Source organism: Tolumonas osonensis, assembly GCF_014202415.1.
Taxonomy (GTDB): domain Bacteria; phylum Pseudomonadota; class Gammaproteobacteria; order Enterobacterales; family Aeromonadaceae; genus Tolumonas; species Tolumonas osonensis.
The window spans coordinates 292430-313470 of sequence record NZ_JACHGR010000001.1; the positions used below are offsets into that span (position 1 = coordinate 292430).

The window sequence follows — 21041 nt, forward strand, 5'->3', positions numbered from 1 at the left end:
CATGTATCAGGAAACCATTGAGAAATGTGCGGCAGTCGCCAGCCGCATCAAAAACACCTCGGCCAATAACCCGCTGAGTTTCTGGATTGGCAGCCTGATGGCCGGCGCTTACGTCGGTCTGGGCATCATCCTGATTTTCACCCTGGGCAATCTGGTTGATCCGGCGATCCGTCCGCTGGTAATGGGCGCGACCTTCGGGATCGCCCTGACGCTGGTGATCATTGCCGGTGCGGAGCTCTACACCGGTCACACCATGTTTCTGACTTTCGGTATCAAAACCGGACGGCTGAACACGGTTCAGGCGGTGGGCATTCTGGCGCAGTCCTGGACCGGCAATCTGCTGGGTTCCATACTGGTTGCCTACCTGTTCTATCTGGGTGGCGGCGGTCAGATCCTGCCGGTGGATAGCAGTCTGCTACACAAAGTGGCCCTGGCTAAAACCACGGCACCGGCACTGGTGCTGTTCGCCAAGGGCATACTGTGTAACTGGCTGGTTTGTCTGGCAATCTGGATGTGTCAGCGTGTTGAAGGCGCCGCTAAATTCATCGCCATCTGGTGGTGTCTGCTGGCCTTTATTGCCTCCGGCTACGAACACTCGATTGCCAACATGACGCTGCTCGCCCTGTCCTGGTTCGGCGCGCATACGCCGGAATACACCCTGGGCGGAATTGGTTACAACCTGCTGTGGGTGACACTGGGGAATACCGTCTCCGGCGTACTGTTCATGGGTTTAGGCTACTGGTATGCCACGCCTCGGGCACAGCGCCCGGCAGTTGCAACCGAAGCCAAAAAACACGCGCAACACGCATAATCACACAAGACCGTCCATGCCGCACCATGGACGGTCTTGTTTCTTGCCGCTGAGCTGGCCTTCCCCTCGTTTTTGATCCGGAAAAATCTTTTCTCGTCCTGCCTTAACTGAATCTATGCTTTAAGAAGAGCCTGCTATCAGTTCTTGTCGCCTCATCAGTCGTCTGTGATGAAGAAGAAGCAGCGTGTTTGCAGCCAATAAATTCTTTACAGAACAAGGAGTTGATTATGAGTCATCTCATGACTGAATACGTCGGAAAGATCGTTCTGGTCAAATTCATGCCCGGCTATGTGGAAAGTGCACAATCGCTGATCCAGCCGAACGATCCAGCATGCTCAGAATATTATGTCCGCCTGGCGGGTGTTGAAAACGCCGGGATCTGGGTGGATAACAAAGAGTGGCAGACACAGGACTTCTTCTCCACGCCGCCGGATGTCTATCATGCCGCGATTTTTATTCCCTGGCACCAGATCGAATCGCTGGCCGCCTTCCCGGAACGGGAATTCTCGCATGACGAAGAGCCTTACCGGGAAAGAGACATCGGTTTTCTGGCGGCCAAATAACACTAGCACATCCAGCACCGCAACATCCCGCTGCGGTGCTTGTTTGTGGTCAGATCTGTGTCGTCCAGCCAAATTCCTGCAAGCGTTGCTGCCAGCGCTCATCCAGTGACGCTTTGATTGTCATCATTTCATTTGTATGCGGATGACGGAAACAAAGCTGATGATGATGCAGCATCAGACGATCGCAGCAGAACCGCTCCCGGAAGAAACGGTTATGTTTGCCATCACCGTGCGAGGTATCACCGACAATCGGATGCCGTAAGTGCGCCAGATGACGGCGTAGCTGATGCTTGCGGCCGGTCAGCGGTAACAGTTTTACCAGGCTGTACCGACTGCTAGGATGACGCGCCGATACCGCAAACGGCAACTCGACCCGCCCCAGACAGCGGATATGCGTTTTTGCCGGTTGTGCCGCTTTGTCCTGATCGGCAAATTTATCCGCGATGCGATCCAGCTCTTCTTTCAGTGGATAATCGAGAAATTTTTGCAGCGGAGCCCAGCCCCGAACCAGCGCCAGATACTCTTTCTGCATCCGGTGCCCGGCAAACGCTTCGGTCAGCAACCGGGCGGTCTCCGGATCCAGCGCAAACAGCAAAATGCCGGAGGTCGGACGATCCAGACGATGCACGGTATAAACATGCTGACCAATCTGATCCCGCGTCATCTGCATCGCAAACTGCGTTTCACCCTTGTCCAGCCAGCTGCGGTGCACCAGCAAGCCAGCCGGTTTGTTAATCGCGACCAGGTGTTCATCCTGGTACAGAATTTCCAGTTTCATTGCAGACGACCAACCGGTTTACCACTGAGCTCTTCGTCCAGACGGGCCAGCACATCCAGCAGAAGCGCATATTTTTCCAGTTGTTCCTTATACACTTCGGTTGCCATCGGATAGATCGCGACCGCCGAAGGTAACGCTTGTCCGGTCGCCACCATGAAACGCATGCGATCCAGAAAAATAAATTGTAACCACTGGTGAAACTCCAGCGTATCCAGGGCAAACGGCTGGATACTGGCCAACGCCTCTTCCGGCGGCATCTCCTCCTGCCATAACTGCAGACGCTGTAATGTCAGCTCCAGCTCTTTCAGCAAAAACACAACTTGTCGCGACATAACACACCGATTTCCTGTTACGCTTAAATTCCGGCTAATATATCACTACCGCCGTTTTTTACTGAGTAGAGATGTCATGACTGATCTGTTGCTGTTTTTTGTGATCTGCCTGATTGGTGCAGAGGCCTGGCAACGTCGTCAGCAGTCGGAACTGGCAGAGCGTCTGATCCGCCACTACTGCCAGAACGCCAATCTGCAACTGCTGAGCGTCGCCCGTCAGTCTTTTGGTATCCCTTTGTTTCTGGCTCAGGTAACACAGAAAGCGAATGCGTTTGTTTTTGAATACAGCGCCGATGGGGTAAGCAAAGAAGAAGGGGAACTCTATCTGACCGGACTGCACCAGCCTGTTTTCCGGGTAAATCCGGCCGGACAGAACACTAACCGCAGCAATGGCACCGATGGCATTGTCATCAACATGCCCGCCAATCATGAGAATCACGATGTCCCGCCGGTAAAATCAGACCATAACAACAATGTTATTCCTTTTACCCGGAAACGACATTAAACACACCGTTATATCCGGAGCCTATTCTGATGGATGAAATCTTCCGCATTGCGAATCAACTGGCGGCGAACGGCCAGACACCCAGCACCGCACTGGTTAAGGCGCGACTGCACCAGCCAGTACCGATGGCAACCCTGATCACCGCCATTCAGCGCTGGAAACAGAATCCGGAAGCCTATAAATCATTAGGTTTTCCCGGTCAGACCGAACTGACAGCGGCAGAAGCCGTGCCGCCGCAGGAAGAATCAGCCGCTGACCGGCTGGAAATGCTGCAACGCCAGGTGGATGAGTTGCAGCAGCAAGTCGCCATGCTCGCTAAGCGGGTAAGTTTACTGGAGCAACTGGGGTAACTGCCGGTTGAGGTAAAGGGGAAAGCCGCTGCAGGAAGGCCGGTAGTGACTCGGCCAGCACCCAGCGTTTTTTCTGACCCAATTGCTCCAGCACCACCTCGCCGGTTTCATTATCCAGACTGATCACCCGTGATTCATCAGGCACCGTCGCCAGAAACAGGGTAATGGGTAGCTTGAGCCGGCGCAGCATTAAGACATGGGCGACCAGATTCTGCTGTAACCGCTCAAAATCTTCTTCATTCCAGGATTGTACCAGTGTCACCGCCAGGCCTTTAAACGAGGCGGTCACCGGACCGGCAAATCCATGTCCGTAATAGTCATGAATCGCGGGATGAAATTCGCATTCCAGCGCAGACGCAATATTTTGCAGGCTAACAGGCTGCGGACGTGACCAGGGTCTCCAGCGTTCAGGATCTTCGACATCATAACGACAGGGAGAAGGCCGGTTTTCATCCGCCGGACAACAAACCCGGATCCCCCGCTGCGCCTGGTAGGCGAACCAGCGCGCAAATACATCAGATAGTGCGCAAATAACTTGATCAGTCACGGTTTTTCCCGACAATTAAAGATATCCCGATTTTAACTGAGCGAGCCCGTCATGTCTCACGCCTCCCCTTACGAAAATAACCCGCTGCTAGCCAACCTGACGCTGGGTCAGAAAACAGATTATGTGGCAGAGTATTGCCCGCAACTGCTGCAGCCGGTACCACGTCAGTTAAACCGGGATGCCCTGAATCTGGCCGGTCACCTGCCCTTCCACGGTGAAGATCTGTGGACGATGTACGAGCTTTCCTGGCTGAACAGCAAAGGAAAGCCGGTAGTTGCCGTTGGAGAGGTCCGGATTGATGCCGGCAGCGTCAATCTGATTGAATCCAAATCATTCAAACTCTATCTGAACAGCTTTAACCAGACCCGGTTTGCTGATTTGGCCACCGTGCGGCATACACTGGAACAGGATCTTGGCAAATGTGCGGAAGGGTCGATCAAGGTCACCTTGTACCCGCTGGCGGAAGCGGCGCACCATATCAGTACCTTCCCGGGAGAGTGCATTGATGATCTGGATATCGTCATTGATGAATACCATTTCTCCAGTGACTGGCTGGTACAGGCCGGCGATCACAATATGATCGTCGAGGAAACCCTGCACAGCCATCTGCTGAAATCCAATTGTCTGGTGACCGGACAGCCTGACTGGGGCAGCGTTGTCATTCACTATAAAGGCCCACGCATCAACCGTGAGAAAATGCTGCGCTATCTGATCTCGTTCCGGCAACACAATGAATTCCATGAACAATGCGTGGAACGGATTTTTGTGGATCTGCAACGTCATTGTCAGCCGGAAAAACTGACCGTGTATGCGCGTTATACTCGTCGCGGTGGGCTGGACATCAACCCGTTCCGCAGCAACTGGGAAACGGCGCCGGCAAATATGCGACTGATCCGGCAATAACTCACTGATAATCCGTGAAATATAGCGCATAATCAGATTGCGGAAACCAACAGAGATCGGATGAAAAGATAAATCTATGACGTTACTGCCTCTGGTTTTTCTGTTGAACGGACTCAGTGTTCCTGTGCCTGAACTGGATCCGGCTGATCTTTCTGAGTCGTTACAGCAGGCACAGCAGATTGCCGTTTCCAATCCGGAACATTGCATTCAACTGACCGAGCCTATGCAGCAGTTGCAGGATAACCCGCTGTTGCCCGGCAGAAATAACAGAAGCAGTTCTTCCGAACGGTTACGTGACCGCATGCTGTTGCGGAACAGCCGGCAACAGATCCAGTCACTGCTCATCAGCGGTTCCTGTTATGCCCTGCAGGAACGCTTTACCGAAGCACTGAACGCATTGACCGAGGCAGAACAGCTGGCCAATCGTCAGCATTTCGATGACCTGGCCGGTATCAGTCTTTACCGTCAGATCATCATTCTGGGGCTGGACTTCAACAAACCGATTCTGGCACACCACGCCTCGCGACGCCTGAATGTCCTGCTGCAAAATGACTCGCTGTCAAACAGTGCGTTACCGGTCTATGTCGGTTTGCTGAACAGTGCACTGGCGATTCACCGACAATTGCCGGAGCTGGCGAAAGAAATGCTGTCGCAGGTTCGCACCCTGCTGGTGACCAGCCCGAACCCGCAACTGGCCGCATGGGCCGATATGCTGGAAGGGGATCTGCTGCATCTCACCGGACAGGATGAACACAGTCTGCTGTCCTATCATGAGACGCTGGAGCAGGCAGCAAAGAACTATCAGCTCACGCTGCAGCTTCAGCTGACCACCCGCATCAGTCAGTTATTTACGCAAAAAGATGACCTGGCGAATGCCATCCGCTATGCCGAACAGGCACTGGAGCTTACCCAGCAACTTGGCAATGAAAGCTGGCAGGCCGATGCCATCATCCATCTGGCACAACTGAAACGGGAAGCCCGGGATACCAATCTGGCACTGGCGTTACTGCTCAATGCTTCCGGTGTTTATCAGCATTCTACCCGTCCTCAGGATCTGGCGCGGCTGCATCTGGAAATTGGTAAAACCTATCAGCAACTGCATCGTTATAATGAAGCCCAGGCCTACCTGACGGCGGCTTACGAATTGTTTCAGCGCCAGCATCTGCCTTACTACGAACGTTTATCGCTGTTATCGCTGGCCGAACTGTATACGCAACAGGAAGACCCTGGCCGGGCCATCGTTCTGCTGGAGCAGATGCTGAATACCCCCATTCCGGAGCAAAAGAGCCTGGAGACAGAGTTGTATCGTCTGTTATCCATTGCCTATGAAAACAGTCAGCAATTCGATAAAGCCTTGCTGAATTACAAACTGTTTACCAACAGCCAGCATGAATCCACCACCACCGAAGAGCCGCCGCAAAGTGACTTCTTTGCCAATTATACCCGGCTGGATCAATCACAACGCCTGCAGGAACTGGATAACGAAAAACACCGCCTCGACAGCGCGTTAGACTGGTATTTTAAAGTCGGCATCACTGCCGCACTGATCATGACCATACTGGGAATCGCACTGCTGTGGCATATCCGTAAACTGCGCCTGTTTCGGCAGGAAAAGCAGACTATGCAGCAACTGATTGATTACGACCCGATCACGAATATGGGTACTTCACTGTTGTTGCAGAAAGAATTAAGCCGGCAGAGTAAAACGCCCTGGCAACCGGATGCGCTGCATAGCATGCCTCCGGCAACCGTTATGCTCCTGTTTCGGGCCTGTGGCCTGACAGATCTGGAGTGCCGGGTCGGGCTTAAAAAAGCGCAATCCATTCTCCGGCAAGTCTCTCACTCCATCCGCCAGCGGATGCCGGAACAGAGTCAGTACTTCCTGCTGTCGGATCGGTTATTGCTCTGCACCATTCCGGAAAGTGCCATTGATCAACATAATGAAATTATTGTGCGTATAGAAAATCGCCTGGGTGTGATTATGCGCAAATATGGGCTCAATGAGCGCGTCATTTGTGGCAAAGTGCAGTATCCTTTCTTAAGTAAATCCGTAAATGCGCTGAAGCCTGTCCAGACATTAGAGGTGTGTGGCATCGCACTTGCCGGCGCCATGCAACTGGCAGACAAATTAGGTAAAAATGTCTGGGTTGAGCTGTTTGCCATTGATTATCAACAGGCTGCCTTTTTTAACGGCGAATTAAGAACCAAAACCATAGAGGCCATCACCAAAGGATTGGTCAAAGTCAGTTGTTCTGAAAAGAATGTCAGTATCGACTGGAATGCATTGCTTGTTCCTTCGCAGAACAGAGAGCAGCAGGCAAATAAAACATAACAACAGTTCGAACGGAATGGCACGATAACTCTTTAATTCTCGGGTATAACCATGATCACCTATGTAAATCCTGTCGGTAGTATGGCACTGCTGTCCCAGCTGGAAGTGGATGACCTCCAGCAAGCTGCAGCGGGTGAAATCTACCAGCTGTACCGCAATTGCTCCCTGGCCGTACTGAACAGCGGCAGTAAAACCGACTCATCGAAAGAGATCCTGGAAAAATATCAGAACTTTTCCGTGAACATTATCAGCCGTGAGCGGGGCGTGAAACTGGAGTTGTTTAATGCCCCGGCTTCCGCGTTTGTCGATGGTGAAATTATCCGTGGTTTACAGGAACACCTATTCTCTGTACTGCGCGACATTCTGTATGTCAGCAAACTGGAAGCTGAAATTGGCCTCAATCTCAGCAGTCCGGCACATATCACCAATCTGGTCTTTTCCATTCTGCGTAACGCCCAGACCGTGCGTACCGGCGAACTGCCGAATATCGTCGTCTGCTGGGGTGGCCACTCGATCAACGATGATGAATATCACTATGCGCGGGAAGTCGGCTATCACCTGGGCGTGCGGGAGCTGAACATCTGTACCGGCTGTGGCCCGGGCGCCATGGAAGGGCCGATGAAGGGCGCGGCGGTCGGACACGCCAACCAGCGCTATCCGTCCCGTCGTTATATCGGGCTGTCCGAACCTTCAATCATTGCGGCCGAACCGCCGAACCCGATTGTCACCGAACTGGTTATTCTGCCGGACATCGAGAAACGACTGGAAGCCTTCGTGCGTCTCGGCCACGGTATCATTATTTTCCCGGGTGGTGTGGGTACTGCAGAGGAACTGCTCTATATCCTCGGCATTCTGATGAACCCGGCCAACCAGCATCAACCGCTGCCGGTTGTCCTGACCGGGCCGAAAAGCAGCGCAGCCTATTTTCAGTCACTGGATAAATTTGTGCGGGCGACACTCGGCGATGCCGCCGCCCGTCACTATGAAATTATCATCGGTGACACCGAAGCCGTTGGCCAGTTAATGAAAACCTCCATGCCGCACGTCCGGGATTTCCGCAAAGCGATCGGCGATGCCTACTCATACAACTGGGCGCTGCACATTGAGCCTGACTTCCAGCTGCCGTTTGAGCCGACCCATGAGAACATGGCCAAACTCAATCTGCACCGGGAGCAGCCGCCGGAGCAACTGGCCTGCAACCTGCGCCGGGCTTTCTCCGGTATCGTAGCCGGAAATGTGAAGGAAAAAGGAATCAAAGCCATCGAGGAACACGGACCATTCCAGCTGTCCGGGGATAAAGACATCATGCAGCTGATGGATCAGTTGCTGCAGGATTTTATCGCCCAACAGAGAATGAAACTCCCGGGCAGTACCTACGTCCCCTGCTACGAAATCCAGCTGTAAACGATGGCTCACCTGTTAATCCTGGATGCGCTGAATCTGATCCGACGCATCCACTCTGTTCAGAGTAAACAACATCCGGACGATGCCGCCGCACAGCTGGCCGCCACTGATATCACCATGCAGCGGGCAGTCGCAACTATCCTGCAGGAAGCGGCGCCTACCCATGTTATTGCCGTCTTTGATAGCGACACACCCGGCTGGCGTAAAGTCCGGTATGCCGCTTACAAAGAAGGACGAACTGCCATGCCGGAGACATTGCGGCAAGGACTGCATCAGTTGCAGGATTCGCTGTTCCGTCTTGGTATTGATTCACTCGTCTCGGAAACGGATGAAGCAGACGACCTGATCGCCACTCTGGTCAAACCTCTGGTGGCTAATGCCCATCAGGTTACGCTGATTTCTACCGACAAAGGGTTCTGCCAGCTACTGGACAGCGGATTGCAAATCCGCGATTACTTTAACAAACGCTGGCTGGACCATGCCTTCGTGCAGCAACAGTATGGCTTGCTCCCTTCGCAACTGGTCGATTTCTGGGCCTTGACCGGCATCAGTGGCATGAATATCAAAGGCGTACCCGGGGTCGGCGAAAAAACGGCACAGCAGCTATTAGCGGAATACGGTTCATTAGCCCAGCTACTGCAGGCTGATGCCGGAAATAACAAGAAGCTGCAACTGGTACAGCAGTATCGTGACGTCTGCTTACTGGCTCAGGAATTGGTACGGTTGAAAGAGGATATCCCGCTGGGATTCAATCTGAAGGATTTGCGCTACACGCCACCGGCATAAACAGGGCGATCAAAAAGAGCGACACCCGGTCGCTCTTTTTATATTCAGATACCACAATCAGTAATCAGTTAAATGCACCGGAACGACGACGCGCCAGTTTGCGTTCATCATATACATGCACAGTGATCTCTTCACGATCATGATAAAGCTGTTTTGCCTGAATGACATAGTCACCCTCGAGCTCCGTCAGCCACTCTTTCAGTACCGCCAGATTATGCTCCACTTCCGCATAGCGTTTTTTCATCGGCAGTTTCAGGTTGAAAATGGCTTCCTGACATAATCCGTCACGGAACCACTGCGCAATCAGATGCGTGATACGGGCCGGTTTTTCCACCATATCACAGACCAGCCAGTACGGATTTTTCTTGGTCGGACGGTATTTGAATCCATCTTCCATCACGTGTTTTACCTGACCGGTTTCCATCAGTGCTTCAGCCATCGGGCCGTTATCCACTGCGGTCACCATCATGCCACGCTTGACCAGCTGATAAGTCCAGCCACCCGGACTGGCGCCCAGATCCACCGCTGTCAGCCCGGAGCAGAGACGATATTCATCATCTTCCACCGGAATGAACATATAGAACGCCTCTTCCAGTTTCAGTGTGGAACGGCTTGGCGCATCAGACGGAAAACGCAGACGCGGGATCCCCATCAGATAAGGCGAATTATTGTTCGGATAGGAATAACCCAGCCAGACGGTGTCATTTTTCAGGAAAAACAGATGCAATACCGGACGGCGATCGTTCTCTTCCCCGGACAGCTTACCGGCGGACCGCAACGCCTGACGCAGTGGCACACTGAACTTACGGCAGAAAGTAGACAGCTCTTTGGCTTCATTGGTATCGGCCGTTTCGACCCGCAGTTCGCCAAACTCCGGCATCCCTTCCAACGCTTCCACTATTGGAGTGATACGATCTTGCAGATCCAGACCGCTCAGCTGTTTAAACATCACCAGCATCTGACGGGCAAAAATCAGTTCGCGGAATGGCAGACGGCGCGCCAGCTTTTCGGCATCCGATTCGCCATAGCATTCATACAACACAAAACCGCTGTTATCCACGACACGGGAAAAGCCGAAACACTCCAGTGCCACTGCCTTATCCTGGATCTCCGCGGCCATATCTTTTTCAAATCCCGGACGACAATAGAACATCAGGTGGTTCATTTACGCTTCTCCCCTCACTCACCTTGAAAAGTGCGACACCATACACTGAAGCAGACAAAGATGCTGCTTTTTTAGCATGTAATCATACCGCCGAATTAAACTCATCCTCTTCCTGCTGCACCCTGCCTACGATCCAGTCACGAAAAGCAGCAACCTTCCCCAGCGAATCATGCCCCGGCGTCATCACCAGATAATAGGCTTTATCACTGACCAGGGTTTGCGGTAACGGACAGACCAGACGGCCAGCCTGAATTTCCGGACGGGCCAGCAAGCTATGCCCGAGCGCCACACCCTGCCCCAAGACAGCCGCCTGCAATACCATCGCCGAATGGCTGAAGATCGGCCCCTGCGCGGCATTCGGAATAGAGATTCCGTTATCATGCAACCAGCGGGACCAGTCACGACGCGAGCCATCATGCAACAAGGTAAACCCGGCCAGATCGTCCGGTTTTGACAAACCCTTTCCCTGTAATAATGATGGCGCACAAACCGGGATCCGGTATTCGGAATGGAGTTTATACAACTGCAACTCCGGCCAATGACCATCGCCATAATAAATGGCAATATCGACATCATCGACCAGCGTGCCTTCATCCTGATCGACGGCCTTGATCCGCACATCAATTTCAGGATGGAGCTGACTGAACTGCATCAGTCTGGGTACCAGCCACTGAATGGCAAAACTCGGCTGCATGGTCACTGTCAGCGTGCCTTTGGCACTGCGGGCAATCAGCCGTTCCGTCGCCTCACAGACAGAACTGAAGATGGAACGGATGTCCTGGTAATATCCCTGGCCTTCCTCGGTCAGTAACAAACTGCGGTTACGACGCAAAAACAGTTTCAGCCCGAGAAAGTCTTCCAGCGCTTTAATCTGATGACTAATCGCAGCCTGCGTGACAAACAGCTCTTCCGCCGCCTTGGTAAAACTCAGATGGCGGGCAGCAGCTTCGAATGCTTTCAGCGCATTCAGCGGAGGTAGTCGTCGGGACATAAAAACCGGCATCCTTTTCCTGCAGGAACTGCGTTTATTATATAAAGTCCCGTCTGTAATACAGAAGTAAATAAAGCTGCAGAATGAATGGATATTACGCTGGATCAATAAGCCACATGTCGGATACCAATGCCTATTTTTGTTACAAGTTAATTACATCATTACAAACCGACAAAATAGGTGAATATTTATGCATTTGAAGTGCTTAACAGTAGTTAACTCCGCATTGAAATAAATATAAAGAATAATTATCCATAAGAATGCGAAATGTCATCTATACTCACAATGAAATGTAATTCGTTCGTGCGATATAAAAATCTTTCGCACCATTTTGGTGATTGCACTTATATTTATGATTTAAAAGTAATTTTATCCTATATAGCTACATATGAAACCCCATTCTATTGCCTTGAATTGGGGCGAAAATCACAGTATATTTTTTGGTTACGAGCCCTCAGAGTTAAAACGATAAAGCTGGCCCCCTAAGCCAGCTTTTTTTAACGACTGCGGATGGACGCGTATCTACAGAGAGGATTAATAACGTGATGGAACCGGCGGTACCCCAACGACAAGGGATGTATGACCCCGTAAACGAACATGATGCGTGCGGTGTCGGATTTGTGGCCCACATGAAGGGTCAAAAAAGTCATAGCATTGTCGAACAGGGTTTGTTGATCCTGAAGAACCTCGATCACCGTGGCGCAGTAGGTGCAGATCCGCTGCAAGGTGATGGCGCTGGTATTCTGATTCAAATCCCTGATCAACTGTATCGCGAGGAACTGGCCAAGCAAGGTATTAACCTGCCAGTTGCCGGCGAGTACGGCGTTGGTATGGTGTTCCTGCCGCAGGAAGCGGCGTCTCGTCTGGCGTGCCAGGAAGAAATCGAGCGTGCGGTTCGCGGTGAAGGTCAGATCGTACTGGGCTGGCGCGACGTGCCGGTCAATCGTGACATGCCAATGTCTCCGGCAGTAAAAGCCAAAGAACCGGTGATTCGTCAGATTTTCGTTGCCCGTGGTCCGGATGTACTGGTGACCGACGCGCTGGAACGCAAACTGTACATTATCCGCAAGCGTGCATCCCATGCGATTCGTGCTCTGAAACTCAAACACTGTTACGAATTCTACGTGCCGTCATTCTCTGCACGTACCGTGAACTATAAAGGTCTGCTGCTGGCAGATCAGGTCGGCGTTTACTATAACGATCTGGCCGACCCACGCTGCGATTCAGCACTGGCACTGGTGCACCAGCGTTTCTCCACCAACACCTTCCCGACCTGGGATCTGGCACATCCATTCCGCATGATCGCGCACAACGGTGAAATCAACACCGTGCGTGGTAACGTAAACTGGATGCGTGCCCGTGAGCGTTCTGTGACCTCGCCGGTTCTGGGTGCAGATCTGGACAAGGTATGGCCGCTGATTTATCCGGGTCAGTCAGACTCTGCGTCTTTCGATAACGCACTGGAACTGCTGATCATGGGCGGTTACTCCATGGCGCATGCCGTGATGATGATGATTCCGGAAGCGTGGGAGAAACACTCCCTGATGGACGAAAACCGTCGCGCATTCTATGAATATCATGCAGCCATGATGGAACCATGGGACGGCCCGGCTGCGGTTGCGTTCACTGACGGTCGTCAGATTGGTGCAACACTGGACCGTAACGGTCTGCGTCCGGCTCGTTATCTGGTGACTAAAGATGACCTCGTGGTAATGGCTTCCGAGTCTGGCGTACTGCCAATCGAAGATTCCCGTATCGCGAAAAAATGGCGTCTGCAACCAGGCAAGATGTTCCTGATCGACATGGATCAGGGTCGCATCATCGACGATAAAGAACTGAAAGACTCGCTGGCCAACTCCAAGCCTTACCGTGAGTGGTTGAGCAAAGTTCGTATCAATATCGACGAAATCCCGGGTGAAGCACAGCCTTTCGACAAGAAAGAATCGATGCTGGATTACCAGCAGGCGTTCGGCTACACCATGGAAGACACCAAGATGCTGCTGGCACCTATGGCTGAAAATGGCGAAGAAGCCATCGGCTCCATGGGTAACGACTCGGCATTACCGGTTCTGTCCAGCAAAAACAAAACGCTGTACAACTATTTCCGTCAGTTGTTTGCGCAGGTAACCAACCCGCCAATCGACCCGATCCGTGAAGAAATGGTGATGTCGCTGGTGTCCTTCATTGGTCCGCGTCCTAACCTGCTGAACAATGCTGACATCAATCCACCAATCCGTCTGGAAGTGGCGCAGCCGATCCTGAATGCAGCGAAGATCGAGAAGATCCGTAACATTCAGCAATACACCAACGGCAAATTCCGTTCTCACGAACTGAGCATCTGCTACCCACAGGCGTGGGGCAAAGAAGGTGTTGAAGCCCGTCTGGCCTCTCTGGCGGCAGAAGCGGAAGATGCAGTACGTGGCGGTGCCAACATCCTGCTGATTTCTGACCGTTGCATTGATCGCGACCATATCGCTATCCCTGCGCTGCTGGCAACTTCTACCGTGCATCTGCACCTGGTGAAAAAAGGTCTGCGTACCAACACCGGTCTGGTCGTGGAAACCGGTTCTGCCCGTGAAACTCACCACTTCGCTCTGCTGGGTGGTTACGGTGCTGAAGCTATCCACCCATGGCTGGCGATGGAAACCCTGCGTGAAATGGCAGGCGGCGATGCAGTGAAAGAAGAGAAATACGTTGCCAACTTCGTTAAAGCTGTTGGCAAAGGCCTGTGCAAAGTCATGTCCAAGATGGGTATCTCCACTTACATGTCTTACACCGGCGCGCAAATCTTCGAAGCTGTTGGTCTGAAGAAAGCCTTTGTAGACAAATACTTCTCCGGCACACCATCCAAAGTGGAAGGTATCGGCCTGTTCGACGTCGCGGAAGAAGCAATCCGCATGCACGAAAGCGCCTTCTCTGCTGATCCGGTACTGGAAAACATGCTGGAAACCGGTGGTGAATACGCGTTCCGTACCCGCGGTGAAGATCACATGTGGACGCCGGACGCGATCGCCAAGCTGCAGCACTCTACCCGTAGCGGCAAATACGAAAGCTATAAAGAGTACGCGAAGATCATCAACGACCAGACTAAACGTCATCTGACGCTGCGCGGTCTGTTTGAGATCAAGAAAGCGGCTGAGCCAATTCCGCTGGAAGAAGTTGAATCCGCGAAAGAGATCGTTAAACGTTTCGCAACCGGCGCGATGTCACTGGGTTCTATCTCTACCGAAGCACACACTACGCTGGCTGTGGCGATGAACCGTATCGGCGGTAAATCCAACACCGGTGAAGGTGGTGAAGACGCGAACCGTTTCATTCCGGTCAGCCAGCCAACACTGCTGTCCGAAATTATCGGCAAATCACGTATCGAACGCGATCTGGAACTGCAGGCTGGCGACAGCTTACGTTCTGCGATCAAGCAGGTTGCATCAGGTCGTTTCGGTGTCACTACCGAATATCTGGTGAACGCTGATCAGATCCAGATCAAGATGGCTCAGGGTGCTAAACCAGGTGAAGGTGGTCAGCTGCCAGGTCACAAGGTTTCCGAATACATCGGCTTCCTGCGTCACTCTGTACCGGGTGTAGGTCTGATTTCTCCGCCGCCACACCACGATATTTACTCGATCGAAGATTTGGCTCAGCTGATCCACGATCTGAAAAACGCCAACCCGTCAGCGTCTGTTTCGGTGAAACTGGTGTCTGAAGTCGGTGTGGGTACTGTTGCTGCGGGTGTATCCAAAGCGAAAGCAGACCACGTGGTTATCGCTGGTCACGATGGTGGTACCGGTGCATCGCCACTGTCATCCATCAAGTACGCTGGTTCTCCATGGGAACTGGGTCTGGCTGAAACGCAGCAGACTCTGGTACTGAACCGCCTGCGTGGTCGTATCCGCGTTCAGGTTGACGGTCAGATCAAGACCGGCCGTGACGTGATCATCGGCGCCCTGCTGGGTGCGGACGAGTTCGGTTTCGCTACCGCGCCGCTGGTTGTTGAAGGCTGTATCATGATGCGTAAATGCCATCTGAACACCTGTCCGGTTGGTGTCGCGACTCAGGATCCTGAACTGCGTAAACGCTTCTCAGGCCAGCCAGAACACGTGGTGAACTACTTCTTCTTCGTTGCAGAAGAAGTGCGTGAACTGATGGCTGAGATGGGTATCCGCAACTTTGAAGACCTGATTGGTCGTTCTGACCTGCTGGATAAACGTGCCGGTGTTGAACACTGGAAAGCCCAGGGTCTGGATTTCAGCAACGTATTCTATCAGCCAGCTGTTGCTGCTGATGAACCACGTCTGCATGCCGGTACTCAGGATCACGCGCTGGAAAAAGCGCTGGATCAGGAGCTGATCAAACTGGCTCAGCCAGCACTGGAAAAAGGCGAAGCCGTTCGTATCGAAGTTCCGGTGAAAAACATCAACCGTACTGTCGGTACCATGCTGTCAGGTGAAGTGGCTAAACGCTTCGGTGGCGCAGGTCTGCCGGATGACACCATCCATGTGACCCTGAACGGTACTGCGGGTCAGAGTTTCGCGGCTTTCCTGGCGAAAGGTGTGACACTGGATCTGGTGGGTGAAGGTAACGACTACGTGGGTAAAGGTCTGTCAGGCGGTCGTATCATCGTTCGCCCGAACGCGAACTTCACCGGCAATACTCACGAAAACACCATCATCGGTAACACCGTCATGTACGGTGCGACTTCTGGTCATGCGTATCTGAGCGGTGTGGGTGGCGAACGTTTTGCTGTCCGTAACTCCGGCGCAAGCGCAGTGGTTGAAGGCGTTGGTGACCACGGTTGTGAATACATGACTGGCGGTACTGTGGTTGTTCTGGGCCAGACTGGCCGTAACTTCGCTGCAGGTATGTCGGGCGGTATCGCTTACGTACTGGACGAAGACAACACCTTCGCGACCCGTTGCAACCTGTCCATGGTGACCCTGGAGAAAGTCCTGCCAACCGCAGAACAATCTGCCGCCGAACCATGGCACAACGACCAGAGCGATGAAGAACATCTGAAAGCGCTGGTAGCACAACATGCTAAATACACTGGCAGCCCGCGCGCGCAAGCGATTCTGGCTGACTGGGATGCTTACCGTGGTAAGTTTGTAAAAGTTTATCCGAACGAGTATCGCCGTGCTCTGAAGGAAATGACTGCTGCACCGCAGGAAAAGGAGATTGCGTAATGGGTAAGCCAACCGGTTTTCTCGAATTTGAACGCGTGAAGGAACACTACGCTCCTGTTGAAGAACGTGTAAAACATTACGGGGAATTTGTACCGTCTCTGACCGTACAGGAAGCCTCTACCCAGGGCGCACGCTGCATGGATTGCGGTATCCCGTTCTGTAACAACGGTTGTCCGGTGAATAACATCATTCCTGACTGGAATGATCTGGTGTACCGCGGTAAAGCCGAGATGGCGATCCGTGTGCTGCACTCCACCAACAACTTCCCAGAATTCACAGGCCGGATTTGTCCGGCCCCTTGTGAAGCGGCCTGTACTCTGGGCATCAATGCAGATCCAGTTGGCATCAAGTCAATTGAGCGCTACATCATTGATACCGCATGGGAAAATGGTTGGGTGAAACCTCAGCCAGCAGCCGTTAAAACTGGCAAGAAAGTCGCGGTTGTCGGTTCAGGCCCAGCAGGTCTGGCCGCAGCACAGCAGCTGGCCCGTGTGGGTCATGATGTGACTGTGTTTGAAAAGAACAGCCGTGTCGGTGGTCTGCTGCGTTACGGTATTCCGGATTTCAAACTGGATAAAAACACCATCGATCGCCGTGCTGCACAAATGGAAGCCGAAGGTGTGGTATTCAAGACCAGCACTCTGGTTGCGCTGGACAACAACCTGCCTGCGGGCGTGGCTAACGATGCCACAACCGTTGTGACTCCGGCTCAGCTGGACGCAGAGTTCGACGCAGTCATTCTGGCGGGTGGTTCTGAAACCCCACGTGATCTGCCGGTTCCGGGTCGTGAACTGAACGGTATTCATTTCGCGCTGGAATTCCTGATCCCGCAGAACAAAGAAGTCGCTGGTGACGGTGCCAACCCGATCAACGTGAAAGGTAAACACGTTGTGGTGATCGGTGGTGGTGATACCGGTTCTGACTGTGTGGGTACCTCTAACCGTCACGGTGCTGCTTCTGTGACTCAGCTGGAAGTAATGCCACAGCCGCCAGTGCAGGAAAACAAAGAACTGACCTGGCCATACTGGCCACTGAAACTGCGTACCTCTTCTTCTCACGAAGAAGGCTGTGTGCGTGAGTTCGCGGTGTCTACCAAAGAGTTTATCGGTGAAAACGGTAAACTGACTGGGCTGAAACTGGTTAAGGTTGAATTCAAAGACGGCAAACTGGTTGAAATTCCAGGTTCCGAATTTGAATTGAAAGCGGATGCTGTCTTCCTGGCAATGGGCTTTACCAACCCGCTGGCGAAAGTACTGGATGCTTTCGGCGTGGAAAAAGATGCCCGTGGCAATGCGAAAGCAACCACCGAAGATGAAGGCTGTTACGCGACCTCTGTACCTAAAGTGTATGCTGCCGGCGATATCCGCCGCGGTCAGTCACTGGTGGTATGGGCTATCCGTGAAGGCCGTCAGTGTGCTCGTGAAGTCGATGCATTCCTGATGGGCTCCAGCCTGTTACCTCGCTAAGCTGTGTCTGATTAGCAAAAAAGCCCCGTCCTGATGATGGGGCTTTTTATTTAGTGGTACACTGCCTTTTATTTGTATCGGAATACCAGATTTATGCGCTTAACCGTTCATCACTCTCATGATGTTTTGCCGCTGTGGCAGGACAGTCTCGGCAAGTTATTAGCTGCCCATCAATTAACCATCGACGCTGCCCATGCCTTGGGTGACTGGCATCTGGCAACGTTCAATGACCGCGTGGTCGGTCTGGCAATTAGTGAAGGGGATAACTTGCGCTATTTCGCGGTGCGCGATCTGACCCGTCGTCGTGGTATTGGCCGTTATCTGCTGGCGGATACCCTTCGCTGGCTGATCGCACAGGGGCAACAACAGATCACCATGGATCTCGGAAACGTCGATGCGCAGGAACTGGCTGGTTTGCAGGCTTTTTTACGCCAGGCCGGATTTTATGCCGAAGGTAATCAGTGGAAGCTCGGTTTGTGATCTTGCTGACTGAACACCAGCGCTGATGTCTGGTGTTCAGTTTGTTAAAGCGGCTTAATGCTGATTCAGATTAGAAAATAATTTTCTGGATCTGCGGATCTTTACGCTGCAGGTAATGCGTGGAATGAATGCGGCGGATAGTGCGTGACTTACCACGGATCAACAAGGTTTCAGTCGTAGCCAGCATGCCATCACTGGTAATCCCTTCCAGCAAATCGCCTTTGGTAATACCGGTAACAGAAACGATCACGTTGTCGGTTTTCGCCATATCACGCAGAGTGAGAACCGCATTCACATCAATACCCATTTTTTCGCAACGAGCTATCTCCTGTGCACCCAGTTCACGGTTTTCCGGTGTATCGCCTTTAACCTGGTGGCGAGGTAACAAGCGGCCTTGCATATCACCATCCAGCGCACGTACAGTCGCAGCGGAGATCACGCCTTCCGGTGCACCACCGATGCAATACAGCATATCGATTTCGTTATCTGGCAGGCAGGTCAGCATAGATGCGGCAACATCACCATCCGGGATCGCAAACACACGCACGCCCATGTCCTGCATTTCTTTGATGGCAGCTTCATGGCGTGGTTTCGCCAGCGTGATAACACTCAGACGATGTAATGGCTTATCCAGTGCACGAGCGACCGCAATGATATTTTCCGCCAGTGGGCGATTCAGATCGATAGCCCCTTTGGCTTTCGGGCCAACGATCAGTTTTTCCATATACATGTCTGGTGCTTTCAGGAACGAACCTTTGTCACCGGCAGCCAGCACAGCCACAGCATTGTTCTGACCCATGGCCGTCATGCGGGTACCATCAATCGGATCGACCGCAATATCCACCCCATCCCCACCGCAACCAACTTTTTCACCGATATACAGCATTGGCGCTTCATCGATTTCACCCTCACCGATCACAATCTCGCCATCAATTTCAATCTGGTTCAGTACAAAGCGCATCGCTTCAACGGCAGCACCATCAGCCAGGTTTTTATCACCACGACCCAGCCACTTATAACCAGCCAGTGCGGCCGCTTCAGTTACACGGGAAAATTCAATTGCCAGTTCACGTCTCATTGGGGGTTCCTGCAGATCAGATACGTTCAGAATTGTGGCTTTACAGCCAATGCGCGCGAGTTTATCACACTTGGGTATGACTGCCGAGTATACAACCATAGCCGGATAAATTGTGAACACGATCAACAAAAGCTTAATTTTGCTGTAACCGAAACGTCATCGATGCACCCTAACCTTTCTTTCGGAATAAATCGGGAGCACCCCGGCCCTCACAAAAAAAGTTAAGGATCGATGATGAAAAAGTTAACTGCTGTAGCCATTGCTCTGCTGGTTGCAACCCAAGCCAACGCTGCTGAAGTCTATAAGAATGAAAAAGTATCTCTGGATCTGAATGGTCGTGCTTATGCCGGTCACTTCTTCGGTACCAAAGAGAAAGCGGGCACCCCAGGTGAAAAGAGTGAAAAAATCGGTGCGAACCAGTTCATTCGTTTCGGTGCCAAAGGTGATGCGGTTGTCAGCGGCACAACCAAAGCCATCGGCGTGTACGAAGCACAATTCAACATCGGCAACAGTGAGAAAACGCTGGCTGGTGACAAGACAGAAACCATCACCATTGACGGTGAAGAATACACCGTTACCACCTCTGATTCTAACGACGGTAACCTGCGTACCCGTCTGGCCTACGGTGGTCTGAAAGATGAGAATTGGGGTCAGGCCACTTTCGGTCGTCAGAAAGGCGCTGTGTCGCTGATCAGCGACTGGACTGATAAGTCACTGACTGACGGTTACGGTAACGAAGCACTGGGTGTAGCGACTGACACCTACGCGACCGGCCGTGCGGCTGACGTACTGAAATACTCAGGCATTTTCGGTGCAAACAAAGAATTCATGCTGGATGCCAGCTACAAATTTGATGGCGACACCAAAGAAGAAGCTGGTGGCAATACAAACGACAGCAAGAGTGCCGATGCGTACGGTATCGCGGCTGCCTACAACCTGCCAATGAACTTCAGCATCGGTACTGGTTACAACGTTGGTAAATACGAAAAAGACGGTGAAAGCACCGATGCCAAACTGTGGGTAATTGGCGCGAAATATGATGACAAAGCTACCTATGCTGCGGTGAACTATGCTCAGGGCACTGACTTTGTTGGTGTTGGTAAAGATCACACCGGTATCGAAGCAACTGTAGGCTATGACTTCATCAATGGTTTTGGTCTGATGGCTATGTATAACAACCAGACCGTTGAACAGTCAGGCAAAGAAGACGTAGATACTGTTAAATACTACACCCTGGGTGCTCAGTACAAGTTCAACAAAAACCTGCGTGTAGCGGCTGAATACCGTATCAACGACAAAGATACCGACAGCAAATACGACTATAAAAACGATATGCAGCTGGCCGTTCGCTACGATTTCTAATCTTTCCA

18 protein-coding genes are annotated in these 21041 nt (G+C 52.3%); 12 read left to right on the forward strand and 6 right to left on the reverse strand.

Features of this window, described 5'->3' with window-relative positions; genetic code table 11:
- The first annotated feature begins 1 nt into the window (after nucleotide 1).
- Together nirC and HNR75_RS01325 are read left to right on the forward strand one after the other, a co-directional pair.
- On the forward strand, nucleotides 2–811 hold the full coding sequence (gene nirC, locus HNR75_RS01320; protein ID WP_188025209.1) for a nitrite transporter NirC: 810 nt from the start codon (nucleotides 2–4) through the stop codon (nucleotides 809–811).
- 227 nt (nucleotides 812–1038) lie between these two features.
- The gene (locus HNR75_RS01325) at nucleotides 1039–1374 is read left to right on the forward strand and encodes a hypothetical protein (protein WP_188025210.1); all 336 of its coding nucleotides are present in this window, start codon (nucleotides 1039–1041) and stop codon (nucleotides 1372–1374) included.
- A 49-nt stretch (nucleotides 1375–1423) separates the two neighbouring features.
- On the opposite strand, the gene truC is transcribed toward HNR75_RS01325, so the two are convergent.
- Both truC and HNR75_RS01335 read right to left on the reverse strand, forming a co-directional pair.
- Nucleotides 1424–2152, reverse strand: coding sequence for a tRNA pseudouridine(65) synthase TruC (gene truC, locus HNR75_RS01330; protein ID WP_188025211.1), 729 nt, complete (start codon nucleotides 2150–2152; stop codon nucleotides 1424–1426).
- On the reverse strand, nucleotides 2149–2484 hold the full coding sequence (locus HNR75_RS01335; RefSeq protein ID WP_188025212.1) for a YqcC family protein: 336 nt from the start codon (nucleotides 2482–2484) through the stop codon (nucleotides 2149–2151). Before HNR75_RS01335 ends, truC begins: the two co-directional genes overlap by 4 nt.
- A gap of 76 nt (nucleotides 2485–2560) precedes the next feature.
- Here HNR75_RS01335 and HNR75_RS01340 point away from each other — a divergent pair, with 76 nt between their 5' ends.
- Both HNR75_RS01340 and HNR75_RS01345 read left to right on the forward strand, forming a co-directional pair.
- The gene (locus HNR75_RS01340) at nucleotides 2561–2989 is read left to right on the forward strand and encodes a DUF3301 domain-containing protein (RefSeq protein WP_188025213.1); all 429 of its coding nucleotides are present in this window, start codon (nucleotides 2561–2563) and stop codon (nucleotides 2987–2989) included.
- A gap of 29 nt (nucleotides 2990–3018) precedes the next feature.
- Complete coding sequence (locus tag HNR75_RS01345) at nucleotides 3019–3339, forward strand: hypothetical protein (protein WP_223157714.1); 321 nt, start codon at nucleotides 3019–3021, stop codon at nucleotides 3337–3339.
- Here HNR75_RS01345 and syd read toward each other — a convergent pair.
- Nucleotides 3305–3886, reverse strand: coding sequence for a SecY-interacting protein (syd, locus tag HNR75_RS01350; protein WP_188025214.1), 582 nt, complete (start codon nucleotides 3884–3886; stop codon nucleotides 3305–3307). The genes HNR75_RS01345 and syd overlap by 35 nt on opposite strands.
- Nucleotides 3887–3937: 51 nt before the next feature.
- Here syd and queF point away from each other — a divergent pair, with 51 nt between their 5' ends.
- The 4 genes from queF (at nucleotide 3938) to xni (ending at nucleotide 9311) form a co-directional block, all read left to right on the forward strand.
- Complete coding sequence (gene queF, locus HNR75_RS01355; RefSeq protein ID WP_188025215.1) at nucleotides 3938–4789, forward strand: NADPH-dependent 7-cyano-7-deazaguanine reductase QueF; 852 nt, start codon at nucleotides 3938–3940, stop codon at nucleotides 4787–4789.
- A gap of 76 nt (nucleotides 4790–4865) precedes the next feature.
- The gene (locus HNR75_RS01360) at nucleotides 4866–7121 is read left to right on the forward strand and encodes a tetratricopeptide repeat protein (RefSeq protein ID WP_188025216.1); all 2256 of its coding nucleotides are present in this window, start codon (nucleotides 4866–4868) and stop codon (nucleotides 7119–7121) included.
- Nucleotides 7122–7172: 51 nt separating this feature from the next.
- On the forward strand, nucleotides 7173–8525 hold the full coding sequence (ppnN, locus tag HNR75_RS01365; protein ID WP_188025217.1) for a nucleotide 5'-monophosphate nucleosidase PpnN: 1353 nt from the start codon (nucleotides 7173–7175) through the stop codon (nucleotides 8523–8525).
- A gap of 3 nt (nucleotides 8526–8528) precedes the next feature.
- Nucleotides 8529–9311 (forward strand): flap endonuclease Xni, encoded by a 783-nt coding sequence (gene xni / locus HNR75_RS01370; RefSeq protein ID WP_188025218.1) that lies wholly within the window; start codon nucleotides 8529–8531, stop codon nucleotides 9309–9311.
- 64 nt (nucleotides 9312–9375) lie between these two features.
- On the opposite strand, the gene rlmM is transcribed toward xni, so the two are convergent.
- A complete protein-coding gene (rlmM, locus tag HNR75_RS01375; protein ID WP_188025219.1) occupies nucleotides 9376–10476 on the reverse strand; it encodes a 23S rRNA (cytidine(2498)-2'-O)-methyltransferase RlmM in 1101 nt (366 codons plus the stop codon).
- 82 nt (nucleotides 10477–10558) lie between these two features.
- Nucleotides 10559–11467, reverse strand: coding sequence for a transcriptional regulator GcvA (locus HNR75_RS01380; RefSeq protein ID WP_188025220.1), 909 nt, complete (start codon nucleotides 11465–11467; stop codon nucleotides 10559–10561).
- 575 nt (nucleotides 11468–12042) lie between these two features.
- Between HNR75_RS01380 and HNR75_RS01385 the strand changes: the two genes are divergently transcribed.
- From HNR75_RS01385 to HNR75_RS01395, 3 genes are all read left to right on the forward strand, one after another.
- Nucleotides 12043–16647, forward strand: coding sequence for a glutamate synthase-related protein (locus tag HNR75_RS01385; RefSeq protein WP_281364914.1), 4605 nt, complete (start codon nucleotides 12043–12045; stop codon nucleotides 16645–16647).
- Complete coding sequence (locus HNR75_RS01390) at nucleotides 16647–18113, forward strand: glutamate synthase subunit beta (RefSeq protein ID WP_188025221.1); 1467 nt, start codon at nucleotides 16647–16649, stop codon at nucleotides 18111–18113. The genes HNR75_RS01385 and HNR75_RS01390 overlap by 1 nt, the downstream gene beginning before the upstream one ends.
- A gap of 93 nt (nucleotides 18114–18206) precedes the next feature.
- Entirely contained in the window at nucleotides 18207–18593 is a 387-nt protein-coding gene (locus tag HNR75_RS01395; RefSeq protein WP_188025222.1) for an acetyl-CoA sensor PanZ family protein, read from the forward strand.
- A 70-nt stretch (nucleotides 18594–18663) separates the two neighbouring features.
- Here the strand turns inward: HNR75_RS01395 and glpX are convergent, their stop codons facing one another.
- The gene (gene glpX, locus HNR75_RS01400; protein WP_188025223.1) at nucleotides 18664–19671 is read right to left on the reverse strand and encodes a class II fructose-bisphosphatase; all 1008 of its coding nucleotides are present in this window, start codon (nucleotides 19669–19671) and stop codon (nucleotides 18664–18666) included.
- A 234-nt stretch (nucleotides 19672–19905) separates the two neighbouring features.
- On the opposite strand from glpX, the gene HNR75_RS01405 reads away from it, so the two are divergent.
- Entirely contained in the window at nucleotides 19906–21033 is a 1128-nt protein-coding gene (locus HNR75_RS01405; RefSeq protein WP_188025224.1) for a porin, read from the forward strand.
- The last annotated feature ends 8 nt before the right edge of the window (nucleotides 21034–21041 follow it).